This window comes from Massilia frigida, assembly GCF_011682175.1.
In the GTDB taxonomy this organism is placed as follows: domain Bacteria; phylum Pseudomonadota; class Gammaproteobacteria; order Burkholderiales; family Burkholderiaceae_D; genus Telluria_A; species Telluria_A frigida.
In genome coordinates this window covers 23,919-43,583 of the sequence record NZ_WHJG01000053.1, presented here as the reverse complement: position 1 = coordinate 43,583, position 19,665 = coordinate 23,919, and the positions used below count along the sequence as shown (strand labels likewise).

At 62.7% G+C, this 19,665-nt stretch carries 20 protein-coding genes; 12 read left to right on the top strand and 8 right to left on the bottom strand.

Features of this window, described 5'->3' with window-relative positions; genetic code table 11:
• Positions 1-72: 72 nt before the first annotated feature.
• Together F2P44_RS30670 and F2P44_RS30665 are read right to left on the bottom strand one after the other, a co-directional pair.
• Complete coding sequence (locus F2P44_RS30670; protein WP_167093233.1) at positions 73-1,377, bottom strand: hypothetical protein; 1,305 nt, start codon at positions 1,375-1,377, stop codon at positions 73-75.
• A 601-nt stretch (positions 1,378-1,978) separates the two neighbouring features.
• A complete protein-coding gene (locus F2P44_RS30665) occupies positions 1,979-2,473 on the bottom strand; it encodes an SgcJ/EcaC family oxidoreductase (protein WP_167093231.1) in 495 nt (164 codons plus the stop codon).
• Between the two features lie 132 nt (positions 2,474-2,605).
• Here F2P44_RS30665 and F2P44_RS30660 point away from each other — a divergent pair, with 132 nt between their 5' ends.
• Genes F2P44_RS30660 through F2P44_RS30650 form a run of 3 tightly spaced genes read left to right on the top strand, consistent with a single transcriptional unit; the run spans position 2,606 to position 5,774 of the window.
• Positions 2,606-3,379 (top strand): helix-turn-helix transcriptional regulator, encoded by a 774-nt coding sequence (locus F2P44_RS30660; RefSeq protein WP_167093229.1) that lies wholly within the window; start codon positions 2,606-2,608, stop codon positions 3,377-3,379.
• Positions 3,376-5,307, top strand: a complete 1,932-nt coding sequence (locus F2P44_RS30655; protein ID WP_167093227.1) for an ATP-binding protein — start codon at positions 3,376-3,378, stop codon at positions 5,305-5,307. Before F2P44_RS30660 ends, F2P44_RS30655 begins: the two co-directional genes overlap by 4 nt.
• Positions 5,304-5,774 (top strand): response regulator, encoded by a 471-nt coding sequence (locus F2P44_RS30650; protein WP_167093225.1) that lies wholly within the window; start codon positions 5,304-5,306, stop codon positions 5,772-5,774. The genes F2P44_RS30655 and F2P44_RS30650 overlap by 4 nt, the downstream gene beginning before the upstream one ends.
• Before the next feature lie 18 nt (positions 5,775-5,792).
• Here the strand turns inward: F2P44_RS30650 and F2P44_RS30645 are convergent, their stop codons facing one another.
• Positions 5,793-6,851, bottom strand: coding sequence for an AI-2E family transporter (locus tag F2P44_RS30645; RefSeq protein ID WP_167093223.1), 1,059 nt, complete (start codon positions 6,849-6,851; stop codon positions 5,793-5,795).
• A gap of 149 nt (positions 6,852-7,000) precedes the next feature.
• Between F2P44_RS30645 and F2P44_RS30640 the strand changes: the two genes are divergently transcribed.
• The 4 genes from F2P44_RS30640 to F2P44_RS36700 all read left to right on the top strand — a co-directional run bounded on the left by F2P44_RS30640 (position 7,001) and on the right by F2P44_RS36700 (position 9,384).
• Positions 7,001-7,738, top strand: a complete 738-nt coding sequence (locus F2P44_RS30640; protein WP_167093221.1) for a hypothetical protein — start codon at positions 7,001-7,003, stop codon at positions 7,736-7,738.
• Between the two features lie 8 nt (positions 7,739-7,746).
• The gene (locus F2P44_RS30635) at positions 7,747-8,130 is read left to right on the top strand and encodes a hypothetical protein (protein WP_167093219.1); all 384 of its coding nucleotides are present in this window, start codon (positions 7,747-7,749) and stop codon (positions 8,128-8,130) included.
• 341 nt (positions 8,131-8,471) lie between these two features.
• Entirely contained in the window at positions 8,472-9,203 is a 732-nt protein-coding gene (locus F2P44_RS30630; RefSeq protein WP_223165131.1) for an ADP-ribosylglycohydrolase family protein, read from the top strand.
• Positions 9,148-9,384, top strand: coding sequence for an ADP-ribosylglycohydrolase family protein (locus tag F2P44_RS36700; RefSeq protein WP_223165130.1), 237 nt, complete (start codon positions 9,148-9,150; stop codon positions 9,382-9,384). The genes F2P44_RS30630 and F2P44_RS36700 overlap by 56 nt, the downstream gene beginning before the upstream one ends.
• 44 nt (positions 9,385-9,428) lie before the next feature.
• On the opposite strand, the gene F2P44_RS30625 is transcribed toward F2P44_RS36700, so the two are convergent.
• Both F2P44_RS30625 and F2P44_RS30620 read right to left on the bottom strand, forming a co-directional pair.
• On the bottom strand, positions 9,429-9,842 hold the full coding sequence (locus F2P44_RS30625; RefSeq protein ID WP_167093218.1) for a DUF8617 domain-containing protein: 414 nt from the start codon (positions 9,840-9,842) through the stop codon (positions 9,429-9,431).
• A 55-nt stretch (positions 9,843-9,897) separates the two neighbouring features.
• Positions 9,898-10,635 carry an NUDIX hydrolase gene (locus F2P44_RS30620; RefSeq protein ID WP_167093216.1) on the bottom strand — a complete coding sequence of 246 codons (738 nt, stop codon included), beginning with the start codon at positions 10,633-10,635 and terminating at the stop codon, positions 9,898-9,900.
• A 179-nt stretch (positions 10,636-10,814) separates the two neighbouring features.
• On the opposite strand from F2P44_RS30620, the gene F2P44_RS30615 reads away from it, so the two are divergent.
• From F2P44_RS30615 to F2P44_RS36245, 3 genes are all read left to right on the top strand, one after another.
• Entirely contained in the window at positions 10,815-11,657 is an 843-nt protein-coding gene (locus F2P44_RS30615) for a TIGR02452 family protein (protein WP_167093214.1), read from the top strand.
• A gap of 147 nt (positions 11,658-11,804) precedes the next feature.
• Complete coding sequence (locus F2P44_RS30610) at positions 11,805-13,583, top strand: DUF885 domain-containing protein (protein WP_167093212.1); 1,779 nt, start codon at positions 11,805-11,807, stop codon at positions 13,581-13,583.
• Positions 13,584-13,695: 112 nt separating this feature from the next.
• Positions 13,696-15,399 (top strand): methyl-accepting chemotaxis protein, encoded by a 1,704-nt coding sequence (locus tag F2P44_RS36245; protein ID WP_167093246.1) that lies wholly within the window; start codon positions 13,696-13,698, stop codon positions 15,397-15,399.
• Here the strand turns inward: F2P44_RS36245 and F2P44_RS30600 are convergent.
• The gene (locus F2P44_RS30600) at positions 15,396-16,034 is read right to left on the bottom strand and encodes a TetR/AcrR family transcriptional regulator C-terminal domain-containing protein (protein WP_167093210.1); all 639 of its coding nucleotides are present in this window, start codon (positions 16,032-16,034) and stop codon (positions 15,396-15,398) included. The two genes, F2P44_RS36245 and F2P44_RS30600, sit on opposite strands and share 4 nt — an antisense overlap.
• A 73-nt stretch (positions 16,035-16,107) precedes the next feature.
• Between F2P44_RS30600 and F2P44_RS30595 the strand changes: the two genes are divergently transcribed.
• Positions 16,108-17,625 (top strand): FAD-dependent monooxygenase, encoded by a 1,518-nt coding sequence (locus F2P44_RS30595; RefSeq protein ID WP_223165129.1) that lies wholly within the window; start codon positions 16,108-16,110, stop codon positions 17,623-17,625.
• A gap of 93 nt (positions 17,626-17,718) precedes the next feature.
• Here F2P44_RS30595 and F2P44_RS30590 read toward each other — a convergent pair whose 3' ends face one another.
• Both F2P44_RS30590 and F2P44_RS30585 read right to left on the bottom strand, forming a co-directional pair.
• Positions 17,719-18,216, bottom strand: coding sequence for a protein-tyrosine phosphatase family protein (locus tag F2P44_RS30590; protein ID WP_167093208.1), 498 nt, complete (start codon positions 18,214-18,216; stop codon positions 17,719-17,721).
• Positions 18,217-18,274: 58 nt separating this feature from the next.
• A complete protein-coding gene (locus tag F2P44_RS30585) occupies positions 18,275-18,682 on the bottom strand; it encodes a hypothetical protein (RefSeq protein WP_370662767.1) in 408 nt (135 codons plus the stop codon).
• A gap of 135 nt (positions 18,683-18,817) precedes the next feature.
• On the opposite strand from F2P44_RS30585, the gene F2P44_RS30580 reads away from it, so the two are divergent.
• Positions 18,818-19,627 (top strand): porin, encoded by an 810-nt coding sequence (locus F2P44_RS30580; protein WP_167093206.1) that lies wholly within the window; start codon positions 18,818-18,820, stop codon positions 19,625-19,627.
• The last annotated feature ends 38 nt before the right edge of the window (positions 19,628-19,665 follow it).

Genomic DNA, 19,665 nt, shown 5'->3' with positions numbered 1-19,665 from the left:
TGCCCGCAAAAGCGATGGCGAGCCCGGCGTCAAGACCATCTGGCGAGGATTGGACCAAGTAATGACCGCAGCTCAAACATTGCAGGCACTACGGGAGGAAGGCGCCTGAGTTGTGTATAACGAGATGGGCTCAGGTGGCTTGGCCGTTGGTGTACTTGGATCCAGTACCAGCGTTTGATTCAACAAGCTTCCCGTTATTCGTGCGAATACTTTTCCACCGACATAATCAGTATAATAAGTATAATCCCAGTTAGTGCCTTTCGCAACGCCGCTAAGTAAGTCCTTAGGGTTGTTTCCGGACAAATCAGTCTGATACGAGGCTGCAGAGGTTCCAAGCCCCCAATAAATCTTTTCACCAATTTTATCAACAGCAAGCGAACGCACATTCTTCGCGGTGCTTACCGGACCCGGGATCGGATACATTTTAGAATCGCTTGGCGTGAAATGGAACGCAGCAGCATCCTTCGATCCACCGCCATACATGCTCCCATTGGAACCTGGCTTGAGTGTCCAAATTGCCTCGGAAATTGATGTTCCCACGAGCTTGACAGTCGTCGATCCATAACCATGTTGGTAAAGCCGGCCGGAGGCGGTTCCGATATAAACGGTCCGGTCGGTCGCAACAGCGACGCTCAGTATTTCTTCGGTCTTTGGCAATTCGACTTCAAAACGTCGCTCACCATTACTAACGTTGTACGCGGCGAATTTCGCTGGAAAGCCAGTGGCGCCAACATACAGGACATCACCGTCGAATGCCGCAGCAGAGACGAGGGAGCGTGTTATCTGGTCGCCTTTATCTTGAATGTCGGGGGTAGTGAAGGTGATGTTATCGAAATAGGCGGTTGCAGGCGCCGCATTTGCGGTAAATAGCACCACCGAGGCTTTTGTTGCGCCTGCCGGCGCAATAACGGAAAGCTTGGTCAGCAACCATTGATCGTTATTGCCGACAGCACCCATCGACGTTGTAATGGGTAAAGCCGTAGTGCCAGCATAGAACTTAATTGCCAGCATCACGGTTGCCGGGTCGGTATTGTTCTGCAACTTTACCTGGGCGGAAACATCGATTTGCGCGCCGGCCTTCACCGCCACTTGCTCGCTTTCGGCCACCGCCGACACATTCGGACCCGGGTCGGAGAGTTTGATGGCACCCGAATTGTCATATCCCCCGGTGGTGGACCATGTAACCAAGGCAGGATTGGAAAACGTCCAGCCTGGCGGGGTCGTGGCGATTTTCGGGTCGGTTGTAAACTTCGGATTTCTCAGAACGAGATTTGTCGCGGCTTGCGTGGTCGACATTGTTGTTATCGACCCCATATAAAGCAGTAAGAGCGCCATGCATTTGCTTGTCTGCTTGGATGAGCGAATAAATATCTTCATACGTAGTCTCAGGTTCCCGATTTATAAATATCTGTTGAAAAAATTAGCGGGTAACTAGTGGCGCTAGCAACTGTTACCAGCCATGGCCATGATATATCATATGTGATAACATTGTCATACATTTCATTCTTAATCTGCTATTTACAATGAGAAAGTATGGTGAATAAAAGACAAGTAGTCGGGCCATGAACTATATACGAATCTATCCAGATTATGATTTTTACTTTAACAGTTACGTTTAAATACATTAAAAAACTTGACATTAACTCCGTGGACTGAATTATCGGTAATATTTTATATTCCGCTGCTTACCATGCTGCGATTTGCGATTGGCTAGCCGCACGCCCCGGCAGTACCCTGATTCGATGCACAAGCCTTAAGCCGCAATATCGTCGGACCCGCTATCGCGCGCTGCAACGCCTAGCGCGCCATTGCGACTCGCTATGGCAAGCGCGCGCATAAACTTTCCAGTTGCCGTCATCCCGCTGCCATCATTTTCTGACTCGTCCAGCTTCGGCCTGCTTCATGGACGCTTATGACCAAGGTCAGCGTGCAGGCCCGACACCCGGCCTGTCTCCGTCGTGTCCCGGCGGTGGCCCTCTTAGTTCACCGCCACCTGCTCCGGCATCGCCGACGAATGGTGCTTCAGGATCAGCCATTCCTTCCCCAGCTTCTTGTACACGAAGGTGTAGCGCGCCTGCACCTTGGCCGGCTTGCCATCCTTGACGATGTCAAAGGTGTACACGCCACTGTCGACCGCGCTATCCTTGCTCAGCATCTGGATATGACGCGAATTGATCACGCCGTGCGGCTTCAGTTCCAGGAAGTGCACGAAATAATCCTCGATTTCCGCCGGCGTGGTCCTCACCTGGTTCGACACGGTCGGCTGCAATACCGCCTTCGGGTGATACAGCTTGACCACTTCCGCCGGCTTCCCCGTGCCCAGCGCGGCGTTCCAGCGGTCGAACAGGCCGGCAATCTCGCGGTCCTGCTTGGTGACGGGCGCGACGGCTTCGTTGCCGTATACCCGTGGCGGTTCCTTGGCATAAGCAAGGCTGCAAGCGAAGAGGGAAGCGGCAAGGATCAGTTTTTTCATGAAGTTCTCCTGTTAAATCAAAGTGGATGGCGCATTGTTTGCTGCGACAGGCACACTATCGCCCGCCGCCAGCGCCTTGCCGTCCGCCGCCAGGCCTAGCTGGAACTCTGCCGTTCGGCATATACTGCGCATATGCCCCGTACCACTTCTCCCTCCGCCCACACCCTGCGCGAGCACTATCGCGAGCAGCAAGCCAATACCGCCCGCCTGCGTCTGCTGCACGAGGCCGGCCAGGCGCTCGCCGCGCGCGAGGCCGCCACCGCGCTGGACGCGATGCTCGGCTTTGCCCTGGCCTTTTCCGCCTTCGACTGCGGCAGCGTGCTGGCCGACGACAACGGCGCGCTGCGCGTACAGGCCGCGCGCGGCGAGGTCCTGCCGGCCGGCATGCGGTTTCCCGCGCAAGGCGCCCTCGCCGCCAGCCTGAAGGACGAGGCCGGCGTGCTGGTCCGGCGCAACAGCATCAGCCGCATGCTGCTGCCGGCCGGGGCGATGGCCGGCGTCGAACTGCTGTTTCCCCTGCGTTCGGCCGGGCGTGCGCTCGGCGTGCTGCAACTGGCCAGCCGCCGCCCGCTGCCGGTTCCCGGCGAGGCCGACCTGGCCGCCTTGTTCACCCTGGCCAGCATGCTGGCCTCGGCCTTGCCGCAGGGCGCCGCGCGGGCGACGGTCCCGCCCGCGCAATCGGCCAAGCTGCTCACCCCGCTCACGCCGCGCGAGCGCGAGGTGCTGGGCTTGCTGCCGCACGGACTGACCAATGCCGACATCGCCCTGCGCCTGGGTATCGCACCCGGCACGGTGAAGGTGCATGTGGAACGCATCATCCACAAGTTCGGCCTGGCCGACCGCACCCAGGTCGCCGCCCGCGCGGTCGAACTGGGCTTCGGCCATTCCGGCGCGACGAACCCATGAGCGCGCTGTCGAGCTGGTCCCAGTGGTGGTCGAACCGCTCCTTGCGCGTCAAGGGCCTGGTGCTGATCGCGGTGCCACTGGTGATCCTGCTGGGCGCGCTCGCCTCAAGCTACCTGATGGGGGCCGAAAGCCGCCGCGCCCAGCAGGGCGTGCAGCGCACCTTGCAGATCCAGCACGACATCCAGGAAGTGCATACTTTGCTGGCCGAGGCCGCCACCGGCGTGCGCGGCTACCTGTTGACGGGGCGGGCGAATTTCCTGGAGCGCTACCGGATTGCAGAAACCGAGCTGCCACGCACCTTGCGCCGGCTGCGCGGGCAGATCCGCGATCCGCAGCAGCGCGCCTTGCTCGACCAGGTGGCCGCCCTGGCCGCCAGGAAAAGCGAGGGCTTGAGCGAACTGGTCGCCCTCGGCAACACCACGCCGGCGGCAACGCTGGTGCCGATCCTGGTCTCGAACAAAGTGGTGCTGGACGAGCTGCGCGGCCACATCGACGCCATGCTGGCGCGGGAAGACGTGCTGCGGCGCGAAAGCGAGCGTTTTGCCGACCAGGTCTACACGCGCACCATGGTCGCCACCGGCGTGGCCAGCGCGGCCGGGGTGCTGGGCGCGCTCGTCGTGGTGCTGCTGTTTTCAACCGGCATCGGGCGCCGCGTGCGCGACCTGGCCGATAACGCGCAGCGGCTGGCGCGCGGCGCGCCGCTGGCGCCAATCTCGCCCGCCACCGATGAACTGGGCCAGCTGGCGGCGCGCATGGAGCATGCCAGCATGCTCTTGGCGGCCCGCAGCGCCGACGCCGAGCAAGCCTATCGCGAAGCCGAACGCGCCAGCCAGGCCAAGACCGAATTTCTGTCGCGCACCAGCCATGAACTGCGTACGCCGCTCAACGCGATCCTGGGCTTTGCCCAACTGCTCGAACGTGATCTCACCACGCCGGCCGAGCGCGAGCATGTCGGCCATATCCTGAAAGGCGGCCGTCACCTGCTGGCGCTGATCAATGAAGTGCTCGATATCGCCCGCATCGAAACCGGCCATCTGGACCTCGATCCGGAGCCGGTCGAGGTGGACAGCCTGCTGCGCGAAGCGCTGGCCCTGATCGCCCCGATGGCCGGCGAGCGCGGCGTGACCCTGGCTGCCCCGGCACCGTCGTCCGTCGTGCACGTGCTGGCCGACCGCAAGCGCTTGCTGCAGGTGATGCTCAATCTGCTGTCGAACGCGGTCAAGTATAACCATCCGAACGGGACTGTATCGTTGCGCGTCGAGGCCGACGCCGAGCGTGCGCGCATCGGCGTGATCGACAACGGCCCGGGCATCGATCCCTCCTTGCAGGCGCGCCTGTTCACGCCGTTCGACCGGCTGGGCGCCGAGCACCGTCCCGGCGAGGGTACCGGCCTGGGGCTGGCGGTGTCGCTGCAGATGGTACGCGCCATGGGCGGCGATATCGGAATGGAAAGCACGGTGGGGCAGGGCAGCACGTTCCGGGTCGAGCTGCCGCTGAGTGCCGCGGCGGGCCATGCGCTTGCAGCACGGCCTGCGGACATGGCGGCGCCGCCATCGCAGCGGGCCTGTACCGTGCTCTATATAGAGGATCAGTCCTCCAACCTGGCGCTGGTCGAGATCCTGCTGGCGCGGCGCCCCAGCATCACCTTGCTCAGCGCATCCACCGGCAGCGCGGGCCTGGCGCTGGCGCAACGCCACGCGCCCGATCTGGTGCTGCTCGACCTGCACCTGCCCGACGTATCCGGACTCGACTTGCTCGCCCAGCTGCGCGCCACGGCCGGGTTGAGCCAGACGCCGGTGGTGATGGTCAGCGCCGACGCCCTACCTGCGACCATTGCAGGCGCGCTGGCCGCCGGCGCCGCCGGCTACCTGACCAAGCCGCTCGACGTGCCCCTGTTTTTTGCTACCTTGGACCGATTGCTGCCATGAATATTTCCGAACTGCTTGCCATGCGGCTGCTGATCGTCGACGACAAGATCGAGAACGTCAAGATTCTCGAAGACATGCTGGCGGGAGAAGGGTTTCGCAATGTCGTCAGCACCACCGATCCGCGCCGCACGCTCGATCTGGTGTCGGCGTTCGATCCCGACCTGGTGCTGCTCGACCTGATGATGCCGGACCTGGACGGTTACGCGGTCCTGGAGCAACTGGCGCGCCGCACGCCGCCCAATGAGTTTCGTCCGGTCATGGTCATCAGCGCCGACGTCACTCAGGAAGCCAGGCGGCGCGCGCTGTCGCTGGGGGCCAAGGATTTCCTGGCCAAGCCGTTCGATCTGATCGAGACGATGCTGCGCATTTGCAATCTGCTCGAAACCAGCCTGCTGTACAAGCGCCTGCAAGCGCTCACGTCGCCGGAGCCGCCGCTGCAGCGCTGGCACCCGAAGGCGGACGACTGAGCCGATGCGGCCTGGCGCTTAATCGGTGTGGAACTCGCTGGCCGAGGCAAACAGGTCCCACGCCGCGATGAACAGCGCCGCCACCACCGGGCCGATCACAAAGCCGTTCAGGCCGAACAGCGCCATGCCGCCCACGGTGGAAAGCAGCACCACGTAGTCTGGCATCTTGGTGTCCTTGCCCACCAGGATAGGGCGCAGGATATTGTCGACCAGTCCGATCACGACCACGCCAAAGGCGCTCAGTACGACGCCTTCCCAGATCGATCCGGTGGCCAGGAAATAGATGGCGACCGGCGCCCACACCAGCGCCGCCCCGACCGCCGGCAGCAGCGACAGGAATGCCATCACCACGGCCCACAGCACCGGCGCCTGCACGTCCAGGAACCAGAAGATCAGTCCACCGAGCGCACCTTGCGCAATCGCGACCAGGATATTGCCCTTGACGGTAGCGCGGGTCACGGCGGTGAAATTGTTGAACAGGCGCTGTTTGTATTTGCGGCTCAGCGGAACTGCGCCCTTGATGCGCGCAGCGAGCGCCTGGCCATCGCGCAGCAGGAAATACAGCAGGTACAGCATGATGCACATGCTGACCATCAGGTCGACGGTGTAGCTGCCCACATGGATGGCCTGGCGCGCGACGGTCTGGCTGACCTGCGATGCGCCTTCGGTCATTTTCTGCTGCAGCTTCGACAGGGTGGACAGGTCGAAACGTTCCAGCAGATTGACAGCCCACTGCGGCAGCGCGGCCATGATTTTCTTGAAGTAGGTGCCCACGCTCAGATCGCCCGAACGGACCATCTCGTAGATGCCGGCGGCCTGGTCGACCAGGGACACCGCGACCAGCGACAGCGGCAAGATCACCATGACCACGATCGACAGCAGCGTCAGGAAGGCTGCCAGGTTGGGTTTGTTATTGGTCTTCTTGAGCAGCCAGCGGTTCAGCGGCGCGAACAGGATCGCCAGCACCACGCCCCAGAACACGGCGCCGGCGTAGGGCGCCAGGATCCAGCCGAAGCCGATGGTGACCAGGGCGAGAAGAAGCAGAAACGATTTTTGCTGGAGGGTGTAGTGGTGCATAGGAGCTTTGCGATATGATTTCGATAATTATTGTGGGCCTATCATAATCTATCCCATGACCAAGGTGCGTGCGTTGGGATACGCAAGCGGACCGGCTGCGGCCGGCGTTCGCATGACTGATAGAATACGGCGTACTTTTTGGCACATACATGACCAATACACACATCAAAACACTGACGGCCGCGATCTTGTTCGTCCCGCTGCTGGCCTTTGCGGCGGCACCCGGCAGCACGGACAGTATCGAGACGCGCCATGGCAGGGTAGACGTGATTGCGGACGCGGATGCCACGCACCTGCTTGTCGCGGGCAAGAAAATCGCGACCCTCGGCGTCGGCAGCGCATCCCTGTTTCGCATTACTTCCGCGGCGGAGCGGGAATACATCATCGTGCAAGGCAGCCGCCCTGGTTTGCATTGCCATTACTCATATCGCTTGCTGGCATTGTCCGATAGTGGGCCGAAGGTGTCGAAGGAATTCGGAGAATGCCTCGACCTTGGCGGCGCCGGCATGTCCGGGGCCGAGCCGGTAGTGCATCTGAACAGTCGGGTGGACCCGGAAGCCGGGGTCGAAACCTATCAGTGGCAGGGCGATGACGTCAATCTGGTGTTTGAATCGCCCACCCTGTGCGGCGCAACCGGGTTCGTGGCCCAGAAAAATGCCGCGCCGGTGCGCGCGCCGCTTGCCAGCCGCGTCAAGGGTTCCGGACGCTTGCAATTCCTGAGCGCTCCCGATGCCGGCTGCGCGATGCCTGGCGTGTTTGTGGTGCCGGGCGATAAGGTGACAGCCACCCTGGCCTCCGCTGCGTTCGTGTATGCGAGCTACACCAATCCCAAAAGCGGACGCAAAGTGCAGGGATGGGTGCCGCGGGAGCGCCTGTCGGACCTGTGACGCCCGCCATGGAACACGACTATTACCTTCATCCCCAACGATTCCCCAAAAACGCGGAAGGTCCCTTCTACACAACAGGAAGTCAACTGCGCAACGGCACATGGTGTAGCGACTGCATGTCCTGCGAGCTGCCTGAAAATGAGGCGCCGTCGCTGCTCGCGCTCTTAACCAACAATAACAGCGATACCTATTTTGTTCGGCAGCCGGCGACCGGCGATGACATCGATCAGGCATGCGCAGCCATCAACGTCTGCTGTACCGGCGCACTTCGCTACGGTGGATGCGATCCCGGAATCCTGGCAAAGCTGGACCCATCGAGTTGTGATTACCCCAAATCAGGGCGCTTGTACAAGCTTTTCCGGTCCCTCTTTTGCAGGAAGAATGACGGATGATCCATGATCAATTCGCAGTATGTCACCTGCTTCACGGCGCAACAGGTAAGGAAGCGTGCCTTTGCTGGCCAGGTAGTCATTGATCTCGTAGAAAATTCGCCGTGTCGGATTGTGCTTCTCCAGCTGGCGCCGGAACATTGGTATGGTCGTCGCATCCGGCGGCGATTCGTGCGCCAGCTCGACCCCGATGGAAGGAGTGGCACGCCTGTTTGGTGGCTGGACGTTTTCAAAGGATCGCCCCGAAGAGTTGCGTTAGCTGCCCGACGCACTGAAAGCGCGCCTGCTATCGCATGCAAGGTAGTGTGCAGCGTCCATTCACGTTATATGAAGGTCGATCCTTGATGAGTCCATTAGCACGTGCACTTGAATCACTTGAGGGCCTGTCGGTTGGGGATGCGTTCGGTCAGTGTTTTTTTCAGCTTGCCGATCCGGACCGCCACGTTGCCGAACGCCAGTCGCCAGCGGCGCCATGGCATTACACCGACGACACGGAGATGTCGCTGTCGGTGGTGTCCATGCTCGCTCAATGCGGCCGCATCGATCAGGACCGGCTGGCCGCCAGCCTGGCCGGGCATTACGATTACGACCGGGCCTACGGTCCGTCGATGCATCGGGTACTGGCCCGCATTCGCGAGGGCGAACATTGGCGCGTGGTGGCCGGCAGTACCTTTGAGGGGCAGGGCTCGTGGGGGAATGGCGCGGCCATGCGCGCGGCCCCGTTGGGTGCTTTCTTCGCGGACGATCTGGAGATGGCGGCCGGGCAGGCGCTGCTGTCCGCGCAAGTCACGCATGCGCATGCCGAAGGGGAAGCTGGCGCCGTCGCCGTGGCCCTTGCAGCCGCGCAGGCGGTCCGTCTGCGCGGCTGCGTTTCCCTGCCAACGCCGCGCGACTTTCTGGAAAGCGTGCTGGCGCTGCTGCCCCCAAGCGAGGTGCGCTCGCGTATCGTGCGGGCGCAGTCGATCGGCAGCGTCACAATCGGTCCAATTCGCGGTATCCATTCTTGGCAACGGCACCGGCATGTCCGCGCAGGATACGGTGCCGTTTGCACTGTGGTGCTGCAGCCACCATCTTGATAGTTACCCGGAGGCGCTGTGGCTCGCCGTCAGCGCAGGCGGGGATCGCGATACCGTTTGCGCTATCGTGGGCGGCATCGTAGCCTCATATACTGGCCTGTCAGGTATTCCGGACGAGTGGAAAGGCAAGCGCGAGCCGTTGCCGGCGTGGCATGTGGCAAATGGGCCGGACGAGCAATGAGTGAATGGGACAAACGCCGGCGCAGTCCATCCCGGGATTGATCGTTACAGATCCTCCGCGTCGACCGGCGGTTCGCCATCAAGTACACGGTTGTAGCTACCGCTATCAGGTGTGTACGCAGTGAACTGGTTTTTGGTGCTCAGTTCGACGAGGACGCGTCCGCATTCCTTGCATTCAAATATATCCCGCGAGAGACTGAGGTATTTCGTGTGAATGTGGTCGTGGATGATACTGCCGTGGCTTAGCTTCAAATCGACATAACCCTGGCCGTAGCCCTTTTGCAGAAGCCATTCGTCAACACTGCCATTGACGGCCGCCGTGACGAAACTCTGCGTCTCGTCGATAACCCAGTCAAAGAAGGGGTTGCAGTTGACATCCGGGAGGAACGATGCCTTGTAGGGCAGCGAATCGCTGACGTCGCTGATAATTTTTCCGCAGGTACAAGCTAATTTACTCATCGCCCCGGCCAGTCAAAAATGGATGAAAAAACGTCGTGCAGGACGCGTGCCGCGTTCATGCCCCCATCGTCCTGCTGAAAAAGACGGTCGGCTGCCCGCTGCGAATGCGGTACAGCTGCGCCGGGCGATTGCTGCCGTGGCGCTGCTTGCCGGTGATCTCTTCCAGAAAATCGCCTTCCTTGACGCGTTTGCGAAAGGCGCTTTTATCGATCGGCCGCCCCAGCACGATTTCATACACGCGCTGCAGATCGGACAAGGTGAATTCCTCCGCCAGCAAATGCGCCGGTAGCGACGTGTATTCGACCTTGTTACGCAGCCGCTGCACCGCCGTGGCCACGATCATGGCGTGGTCGAACGCCAGGTCGATATCCGCGCCATGCTCGCTGATCGAGTGCCAGCAAGCGGCGTCCGCCCCTGCTCCGTGCTGGAGTTCAATCTGATCCGACCCGATCAGCGCGAAATAGGCGAATGTGGCCGACCAGCCGCGCGGGTCGCGCGTGCTGCTGCCGAATCCCTGCAATTGCTCCAGATAAGGGGCCGACACCCCGGTCTTTTCGCGCAGCTTGCGCAAGGCCGTCGCGTCCAGGTCGACGTCGCGCCGGACATCGATAAACCCGCCCGGCAAAGCCCATTGCCCCTTGGCCGGATGTGCGCCGCGCTGCACCAGCAGCACATGCAGCGCCTGCTCCCTGACCGTGAAGATCACCAGGTCGACGCTGGTCAACGGCACATCGAACGCGTGGATGTTGTAACTGGCGAGATATTCCTGTTCAGTGAGATCGGCGGTACTCATTGTTTTCCTCGTTGTGGCGAGCGCGGATTTTACCACTTTCCACCCCTTAGTTGAAAATACAAACTAAGTTAGTTGCGCATTCCAACTAAGTGATTTATGATGCAGAAGCGCGGCCGGTGCAACGCTGCCGCCGTGCGTGTTTTACGTAATGACCATCATAAAAAGAAAAAGGAACACCAATGAATAATCGACATTATCGCGCAGCCGTTGCGCAAGAAACCCTGGCCGTGCTGGAGCGGGGGAACTATGAAAATGCGCACGGCGAAACCGTGTCCATTGCCGAGGCCCTGGCGTTCGCCAAAGCGCAATCCCTTCATTATTCATCCGAGCAGCTGGCGCAACTGAGCGCGGCGCCGGTGTCGGGCGAAGCGGCGCTCACGCGCTTTGAAGTGCGCAATGAATCGACCCTGGCCGCAGCCCGGCGCGGCGTTGCTGAAGGGCGCGAGAATCCGCTGTGTCTCAATTTCGCCTCCGCGAAAAACCCCGGCGGCGGCTTTCTGGGCGGCGCCGAGGCGCAGGAAGAAAACCTGGCCAAATCGTCCGGCCTGTATCCCTGCATCGTGCAGATGAACGCGATGTACGAGGCCAATCGCGCGCTCAAGTCCTGCATCTACAACGACGACATGATCTATTCGCCCAAGGTGCCGGTTTTTCGCGACGATGCGTATGCCTTGCTCGATGCGCCGTATGTCGTCTCCATCGTGACCGCGCCGGCCGTCAACCGGGGTGCGCTTTCCCGCAATGAGCCGGAGCGGATGCAGGATGTGGCGCCGCGCATGCTGCAGCGAATCGACATGCTGCTGGCGCTGGCCCTGCATCACGGTCATCAGGATGTGATTCTCGGGGCCTGGGGCTGCGGCGTGTTCGGCAATCTGCCTGAGGAAATGGCGGGCTGGTTCGCCGCCCAGTTGCTGTATAACCCGCGCTACAAGAATGCATTCCGCCACGTGACGTTCGCGGTGCTCGATCGTAAAGACCGCGGGACGTTCGCCGCATTCGAGCAGGTGTTCGGGCGGCTGTAAATTTTCCGCCGCTGCCACAGCCTGCCGGTTCGATGGCCGCAGGCTGACATGCAAGCTTTGATCAATCGGCCGGTATCTGGTAAAACAGTGGTCCGCGCATCCGGCCGGTTCCCGGTCAGGCCGCATATGTATAAATCAAGGAGCGTCATGCCGAAGCCTCACACCACCATCCGTACTATCCGCGCCGCCGTCGCCCTGGCCATGCTGTCGCTGTGCGCCACTGTTTCTGCGGCCGAACCGGAGTGGGTTACCAAAAGTAATACCAACGCCAAGCTTGTGCTCAACGTGATGGCCAAATATTCACCCGAAGGCGCCAGCGGCCTGGGTGTCGACGGTTACGACGAGGAGATCACCGACCTGTCGCGCGACCGCTTCGAATTGACCAATAAAGATACCCGCGCCGTCATCGCGGAACTGCAAAAGCGCCGCAAAGCCGAAACCGACGTCAAAATCCGCCAGGATATCGATATCCTGATCGGCAGCGCCGAGGACCAGATGCGCGGGACCGCCCTGGACCGCAAGTATTTTGTGCCGTTCGATAATCTGGCCGACCAATTGTTCGGCGTGGTGCGCCAGACGCTCGATCCGCGCATTCCCAAGGAGCGCCAGAAGACGCTGCTGGTCCGGCTGCAGAAATACGCCGGCCTCGCCAAGGGATATCGCCCGGCCACCGAACTGGCGGTCGAACGCTTGCAGGAGCGCCTGAAAGCGAACAAGAACCTGGTCGGCCCTTTCAAGGATGAAGTGGAGCAGGCGATCAACGATAGCCCGACCCTGATCAAGGGCATCAAGGATTTGCTGAGCAAGAGCGAGCTGAAAGGCTGGGAACCGAGTTTCGCCGCGCTGGAAACGCAGCTGACGGCCTACAACGAGCACGTGAAAAAGCAGATCCTGCCGCGCGCGCGCAGCGACCATCGTTTGCCGGCCGAGGTCTATGCGAATAACCTGCGCCAGTTCGGGGTCGATATCAGTCCGCAGGAATTGATCGCCAAGGCGCTGACATCGTTCGCCGAAATCCGCAACCAGATGAATATCACCGCCGGCCTGATCGCGCGCGAGCGCAAGCTGGCCAATCCCGATTACCGCGCCGTGATGGCCGAGCTGAAAAAGCAGCAGGTGGCGCCCGAGCAGGTCATGCCCTTGTACGCCGACCGCCTGAACCAGATCGAAGCGGCCGTGCGCGCGCAGAATATCGTGTCGCTGCCGGAGCGCAAGGCGGTCATCCGCATGGCCAGCACCGCCGAGAGCGCGGCGCAGCCGGCCCCGCACATGAACCCGCCGCGCCTGATCGGCAACACCGGCGAATATGGCGAATTCGTGCTGACCGCCGGCATGCCGCCCGACGCCAAAGGCAAAACGCTGGCCTTCGACGACTTCACCCACGAAGCGGCAACCTGGACGCTGACGGCGCACGAAGCGCGCCCCGGGCACGAGCTGCAATTTGCCAAGATGATCGAAACCGGCGTCTCGACCGCGCGCGCGGTATTTGCATTCAACAGCGTCAACGTCGAAGGATGGGCCTTGTACGCGGAAGCGGAAATGCAGCCCTACGAGCCGCTCGACGGCCAGTTGTTCGCGCTGCAAGCCCGCATGCACCGCGCCGCCCGCGCCTTCCTCGATCCGATGGTCAACCTGGGCGAGATCACGCCGGAAGGCGTCAAGGCCTTCCTGATGGATGAGGTGGGGCTGTCGGAAGGCATGGCGACCCAGGAAGTGCAGCGCTACACCTTCCGCGCGCCGGGCCAGGCAACCTCGTATTTCTACGGTTACCAGCGCTTGATGGAAACGCGCCAGGCAGCCGAGGTCGCCCTGCGCAAGAAGTTCAACCGCCAGGCTTTCAACGACTTCGTGCTGGCGCAGGGGCTGGTGCCGCCGACGCTGCTGCGCCAGGCCGTGCTGCAAGAGTTCGTGCCGGCCCAGCGCTAAACCGGGGCGGCTGTTCCGCTTAACAACACCCTTTGACTGCGTTACATGAAGCAGGCTTACAATGATTCTCATTGCTTAGCCCATGTGAACGCTGTCAAGGGGGATTGTCGTGATGTTTTCTCATCTGAAAATTGGTGCGCGTCTGGCAATTGGGTTTGGCTTGACGATTTGCATCTTGCTGGTGATGTCCCTGTTCGGCATCAGCCGCATCCGCTACACCAGTTCCCTGACCGACCATATCGTCAACGACCGCTACGTCCAGGTCGAACTGACCAATGTCATGCGCAGCTACGCCAACCGCGGCGCCCAGTCGCTGCGCAACGCCATGCTGGCGCCCGATCCGGCCCAGTCCAAGGCTTTGATGAGCGGCATGCTCGATGCCGACCGCACCGGCGCCGAGGCATCCGCCAAGCTGGGCGCGATGATGGGCGCCGACGAAGCGAAACAACTATTCCAGGATCAGGCCAAGGCCTTCGACGCCTATTTCCAGCTGCGCTCGCAAGCGGTCAAGCGCTTCGAAGCGGGCGAGCGCGACGCGGCCATCCAGTTCCTGTTCAAGGAAGTCATTCCGATACAGAACGCGTACTTCGGCCGGCTCGATGCCGTGCTCAAATACCAGACCGGGCTGATGGCGCGCGACGGCAAGGACGCGGCGGACGCGTCCAGCTCGGCGGCGCTGATGATGTTGATGCTGCTGGCGCTGGCCAGCGCGATCTCGGCCGTGGCCGGCTTCCTGATCACCCGTTCCGTGACCGTGCCCATCGGCGAAGCGGTGACCCTGGCCGAAACGGTCGCGCGCGGCGACCTGACCAGCCGCATCGAGGTCACCCGCCAGGATGAAACCGGGCGCCTGCTGACGGCCTTGAAGGACATGGTGGAGGGCCTGACCCGCACCGTCGGCGCCGTGCGCAGCAGCACCGATACGATCACGACCGCCTCGTCCGAAATCGCCGCCGGCAATATGGACTTGGCGTCGCGCACCGAAAACCAGGCCGCCAGCCTGGAAGAAACCGCGTCGTCGATGGAAGAACTGACATCCATCGTCAGCCAGAACGCCGACAATGCGCGCCAGGCCAACACACTCGTGGTTTCCGCCGCCGAGCACGCCAACAAGGGTGGCCGCGTGGTCAGCGAAGTGGTCGAAACGATGGGCGCGATCAAGGAAAGTTCCGGCAAGATCGTCGATATCATCAGCGTGATCGACGCTATCGCTTTCCAGACCAACATCCTGGCGCTCAATGCCGCGGTCGAAGCGGCGCGCGCGGGCGAGCAGGGGCGCGGCTTCGCGGTGGTGGCGTCGGAAGTGCGTAACCTGGCGCAGCGCTCGGCCAGCGCCGCCAAGGAGATCAAGGCGCTGATCGACGATTCGGTAGGCAAGGTCGACAATGGCAGCGCGCTGGTCAACCAGGCCGGCGAAACGATGGCGCAGATCATGGCGTCGGTGCGCCAGGTGGCTGACATCATGGGCGAAATCGCCGCCGCCAGCGCCGAGCAGAGCGCCGGGATCGGGCAGGTGAATGTGGCCATCGTGGCGATGGACAATGCCACCCAACAAAACGCAGCCCTGGTCGAGGAGGCTGCCGCCGCCGCCGCGAGCATGCAGGGGCAGGCAGTGCAACTGGCCGAGGCGGTTAGCGTGTTCAAGCTGCATGGCGACGATGCGCACGGCGCGCCGCCGCGCACGCCGGCGCGCAGTGCCGTTGCCGCGCCAGCGCGTGCCAGGGTGGTCGCCAAGGCGCCAGCCAAGGCCCCGGCCAAAGCCGCGGCCCGGAGCGTCAAGCCGTCGGTCCAGGCCGATGAGTGGGAACAGTTCTAGCCGGCGCCGGCCTTGATCTTGACGTCGAGGCCGGTGAGGATCAGGTCCAACCCGGCCTCGAAGCGGGCCTCGAAATCCATGTCGAACAGATCGTCCATGGCGGCCAGCACGTGCGGATAGCGTTGCGCGGCCAGTTCCTCGAACGGAGCGCGCCGGCTGGCCGCATCGATGGGGGCGGCGGCGGCCGGGTCCAGGCCCTGTTCCTCCATCACAAACCCGAGCACGTAGTACAGGATGGAAAACGCGCCCCAGCCCGCCATGCGGGTGCTGGCGCCAGCCGTACGCAGCGGGCCGATCATCGACTCGGCCACGCGCAGTACGTTGTCGGTGACCACATAGGTGCCGGCGAACACGCGCGCGCCGTCGCGCCGGGCGAGCAGGGCGGCGCGCACCGCCCGCGCCGTGGCGCCGGCCGCGTCGCGCCATGAGGCCGGCGCCACTGCCTGCGCCACCTCCGCCATCAGGGCGTCGGCCATGCCGTCCATCAACACCTGCTTGTTGGCAAAGTGCCAGTAGAGCGATGCGGCCTTGATGTCGAGGGCGTCGGCCAGCCGGCGCATGGTCAATCCTTCCAGGCCGACTTCATCGAGCAAGCCCAATGCCGTGGCGATCACCGCCGCGCGCGAAATTCCCATTGTTTTCCTCTTTTTGTTGACAATCTAACGGCGTTAGGCTTACCTTTGCAGCTCCCTAACAATGTTAGCTTATATGACGATGACAAGCAATGCAGAGGTAATCGTGGTTGGCGCCGGCCCGGTCGGGCTGTTGCTGGCGTGTGAACTGGCGCTGGCCGGCGTGCGGGTGACGGTGCTCGAACGGCGGACGGAGACGGTGCCGCAATCGCGCGCACTGACCATGCACGGACGCACGCTGGAAATGCTGGCGCTGCGCGGCGTGGCCGGGCGCTTCCTGGCGCGCGGCATGCCCATTCCCAGCGGCCATTTTGCCGGACTGCCGACCCGGCTCGATTTCAGCGCCTGCGACAGCACGTATCCCTTCACCCTGTTCATTCCCCAGAGCGTGACGGAGCAGTTGCTCGAAGCCTGGGCCGGCGAACTGGGCGTGGACTTGCGGCGCGGGGCGACGGTCGAGGCAAGCGGGCAGGATGAGGATGGCGTATGGGTCAGCGGCACCCGGGCCGGGGAGCCGTTCAGGCTGGCGGCGCCTTATCTGGCCGGTGCGGATGGCGCGCGCAGCCTGGTGCGGCGGCAGGCCGGCATCGCCTTCGATGGCGTGGCGCCGACCAAAACGGCCATGCTGGGGGATGTCCGTCTGCTCACGCCCCCGCCGGGCCGGGCGATCAGTCTGGGTAACCCGGCGGGCGGCCTGATGGTGGTGCCGCTCGGCGGCGAGCTGTACCGGGTGATCGTGGTCGATGCGCAGGAGATCGAGGTAGCGCTGGAGGTTCCGCTCACCCTGCAGGAACTGTCGGCAGCGACGCGGCGCGTGGCGGGGGAGGATTTCGGCATGCATTCGCCGGCATGGCTGTCACGTTTTTCGAACCAAACCTGCCTGGCGCAGTCTTATCGTAAAGGGCGGATATTTTTGGCGGGCGATGCGGCCCACATCCATTTGCCGGCTGGCGGGCAGGGGATGAATGTGGGCATGCAAGATGCCATGAACCTGGGCTGGAAGCTCGCTGGCGTGCTGCGCGGCAGGGCGGATGCCGTGCTGCTCGATAGTTATGAAGGCGAACGCCATCCGGTGGGAGCGGCGCTGTACCGCAATACGCTGGCCCAGAGTGCGCTGATGATGGATTCTTTCGGCCCGGCAGGGCAAGCCCTGCGCGCCACGCTCAGCGAGCTGATGAAGGGGGCGGAACTCAATGCGACGCTGGCGCACGAGTTGTCGGGTTTCGGCATCCGCTATCCGGCTGCGCTGCTTTCCGGGGCGCCGGGCGGGGACGCGTGCGCGCGCTGGACCGGCCGCAGGTTGCCCGATTGGCCACTGAGGCATGCCGATGGGGCGGCGTCGTCGCTGTACCAGCATCTGGCGGGCGGGCGCTGGCTGGTGTTGCAGCTCGATGGCGGCGTGCAGGGACATTATCAGCCTGCGCTGGACGGCGCCTGGGTGAATTTAGTGACGGCATCGGTGCCGGGGAGGGAGGCGGAACTGGAAGGCGTGGCGGCGCTTGTGGTGCGGCCGGACGGCTATGCGGACCATGCCGTTCCATTGCGTTTGTCCGTCACGGGCGGCGTTCCATGCCGCGCGCAGGTGGTGACGTAGCCTGTCGCCTGGCACCGGCACGCCGCTTGGTTCCCGCGTGGGCTGGGCGCTCCCGTGGAAAGTCACGGTCGGCTTGCAAGGACGGCGAACCACTCAGGCCGTGAGCAAGCGCTTCTGGTGCGTTCCTACCCAGGCAAGCTGTTCAGGGGTATCCGGCACCTGTACGCCCCGCGCCGCCGACACCTGCCTGAACGCGGCCTCGGGCGTCCAGCCGTGCCTTACCAGCACCGCCGCGGCCATCAATCCGGTGCGTCCGATGCCTGCCCGACAATGAATGACGATATGTTCACCATCCTCGATGCGGCGACCGAGCGCTTGCACCAGTGCAAACACGCCCGGCACGCCCGGCAAGCCCCGGTCGGCAATCGGGAAATGCGTGAAGACGATGCCGTTCGACGCGCACAGCGCCGGCGCATTGACCAGGCCGAGTTCGTGTATCTCGTGCCGCTCCAGCAGGGAAACCATGGCGGTAATGCCATACCTGGCGATCCCGGCAAACTCGTCGTCTATCCATTCGCCGGCCACCGGCTTTGCCATCACGGCCAGGTACCCGCGCCCAATGTCGGCCACCTTGTAAATCTCCGGACCCATATCACCCTTGATTGTTCGTCGCGTTGACGTAAGCCGCCGCCAGCGTTGCAGGCGGTCCTCATTCGCCCTCGTGCTCCTCTGCCTCGGCAACTATTTTGCCTTTGGCGGACCCCGGCGAGCGCAGCGGACGGCGCCGGCGCGCCGCGCGGGCCGCCCGTACCCCGTCCAGCCAGTCGCGCCCGGCGCCGGCCAGGGCGGCGTCGATCACCTCTTGCGGCAGGCAATACACCGAGGCCCAGCCAGCCCGGCCATCGGCTGTGTTGGTCGGAAAGTCGCGCCGCTCGATCGGCCAGCCGTACTTTCGGATCAGCGCCCGGATTACCGTGCTCAAGCTTTGCTTTCTTTGGTCGAAAATACTCTCAATACCGGTCATGTCGTCCGATGCCAGCAAGACCGCCAGCACATCGGCGCGCAAGGTGCCTGGCATCTTGGGATAACGGAAGGTTTTGCTGCTGCTGTTACTCACTGTGGTCATCCTGTCAGGCCGGGAATCAATCAAATGCCGACGATGATAGCTTGCTATGTGGGGTAACGGACAGAACAAAAATACCGGTTGGAGGATAACGTAACTAGCGTAGAATTCATTGTACGGAGTTCCATCATGAAACCATCTTCTTTTGCCGTTGTTGCCTTGTGCGCCTGCGCGGCGGGTGCGAATGCCCAAACACATACTTCCGTGTACCGGGCCGCCCTGACACCGTCGGAAGCGAAGCATGGACTGGCGCTGGTCGATGTCAGCGATCTGTTCGACTCGGGCACGCCCGAGACCGCCACCAAGGTGTTCGGCTATCCCGGCAAACGCATGGGCTTGCAGGACGTCACCGAACCACGCCGCTTTGCCCTCAGTAATTTTGAACGCGACCGCCAGAACAGCCGCGCCTGGGGCTTGTCGGTCGGTATCTCAGGCGGCCCGGTCACCCTGCGCCTGGCGCACCAGAACAAGAGCGTCGCCAAGGTGGCACCGGCAACCGCGCTCGGCAACCGCATGGATGCGAAGAATTCCATCGTCGCCGCCAATGTCGACCTGGGCAATATGAAGGCCTATGCCGCCTACAGCGCCAACCGTGGCTGGGGGGCTTCGCCCTTGTGGAATCCGGATAACCCGTACGGCGCCGCCATGGCCAGCACGCCCTCGACCGATAGCCGCGACATCCTGGTGGGCGTTGCCGTGCCGATGCGCGCCATGACCTATCTGGTGTCGTTCGTGCGCAAGAACGACCGCGACCGCGCCAACCGCGATGTGGACATGCTCGCTTTCGGCGCCACCTATAAGGTTTCGCGCAGTACCGATTTCTATACCGCCTTTTCGCTGGTCAAGCACCGTACCGGCCCGGGCTACATGGCCACGACGGCGCCCGACGGCGGCAAAGGCTGGTCGGCCCTCAATATCGGCATGCGCCACTCGTTCTGAGCCACTCCGGTCCGGAGGGCGGCGCCGGGCCACAGCGC

Bases quoted from the DNA above. Each gene is read 5' to 3' on its own strand.
- F2P44_RS30670 (WP_167093233.1), bottom strand. From the start codon at position 1,377: ATGAAGATATTTATTCGCTCATCCAAGCAGACAAGCAAATGCATGGCG.
- F2P44_RS30665 (WP_167093231.1), bottom strand. From the start codon at position 2,473: ATGAAAAAACTGATCCTTGCCGCTTCCCTCTTCGCTTGCAGCCTTGCT.
- F2P44_RS30660 (WP_167093229.1), top strand. From the start codon at position 2,606: ATGCCCCGTACCACTTCTCCCTCCGCCCACACCCTGCGCGAGCACTAT.
- F2P44_RS30655 (WP_167093227.1), top strand. From the start codon at position 3,376: ATGAGCGCGCTGTCGAGCTGGTCCCAGTGGTGGTCGAACCGCTCCTTG.
- F2P44_RS30650 (WP_167093225.1), top strand. From the start codon at position 5,304: ATGAATATTTCCGAACTGCTTGCCATGCGGCTGCTGATCGTCGACGAC.
- F2P44_RS30645 (WP_167093223.1), bottom strand. From the start codon at position 6,851: ATGCACCACTACACCCTCCAGCAAAAATCGTTTCTGCTTCTTCTCGCC.
- F2P44_RS30640 (WP_167093221.1), top strand. From the start codon at position 7,001: ATGACCAATACACACATCAAAACACTGACGGCCGCGATCTTGTTCGTC.
- F2P44_RS30635 (WP_167093219.1), top strand. From the start codon at position 7,747: ATGGAACACGACTATTACCTTCATCCCCAACGATTCCCCAAAAACGCG.
- F2P44_RS30630 (WP_223165131.1), top strand. From the start codon at position 8,472: ATGAGTCCATTAGCACGTGCACTTGAATCACTTGAGGGCCTGTCGGTT.
- F2P44_RS36700 (WP_223165130.1), top strand. From the start codon at position 9,148: ATGTCCGCGCAGGATACGGTGCCGTTTGCACTGTGGTGCTGCAGCCAC.
- F2P44_RS30625 (WP_167093218.1), bottom strand. From the start codon at position 9,842: ATGAGTAAATTAGCTTGTACCTGCGGAAAAATTATCAGCGACGTCAGC.
- F2P44_RS30620 (WP_167093216.1), bottom strand. From the start codon at position 10,635: ATGAGTACCGCCGATCTCACTGAACAGGAATATCTCGCCAGTTACAAC.
- F2P44_RS30615 (WP_167093214.1), top strand. From the start codon at position 10,815: ATGAATAATCGACATTATCGCGCAGCCGTTGCGCAAGAAACCCTGGCC.
- F2P44_RS30610 (WP_167093212.1), top strand. From the start codon at position 11,805: ATGCCGAAGCCTCACACCACCATCCGTACTATCCGCGCCGCCGTCGCC.
- F2P44_RS36245 (WP_167093246.1), top strand. From the start codon at position 13,696: ATGTTTTCTCATCTGAAAATTGGTGCGCGTCTGGCAATTGGGTTTGGC.
- F2P44_RS30600 (WP_167093210.1), bottom strand. From the start codon at position 16,034: ATGGGAATTTCGCGCGCGGCGGTGATCGCCACGGCATTGGGCTTGCTC.
- F2P44_RS30595 (WP_223165129.1), top strand. From the start codon at position 16,108: ATGACGATGACAAGCAATGCAGAGGTAATCGTGGTTGGCGCCGGCCCG.
- F2P44_RS30590 (WP_167093208.1), bottom strand. From the start codon at position 18,216: ATGGGTCCGGAGATTTACAAGGTGGCCGACATTGGGCGCGGGTACCTG.
- F2P44_RS30580 (WP_167093206.1), top strand. From the start codon at position 18,818: ATGAAACCATCTTCTTTTGCCGTTGTTGCCTTGTGCGCCTGCGCGGCG.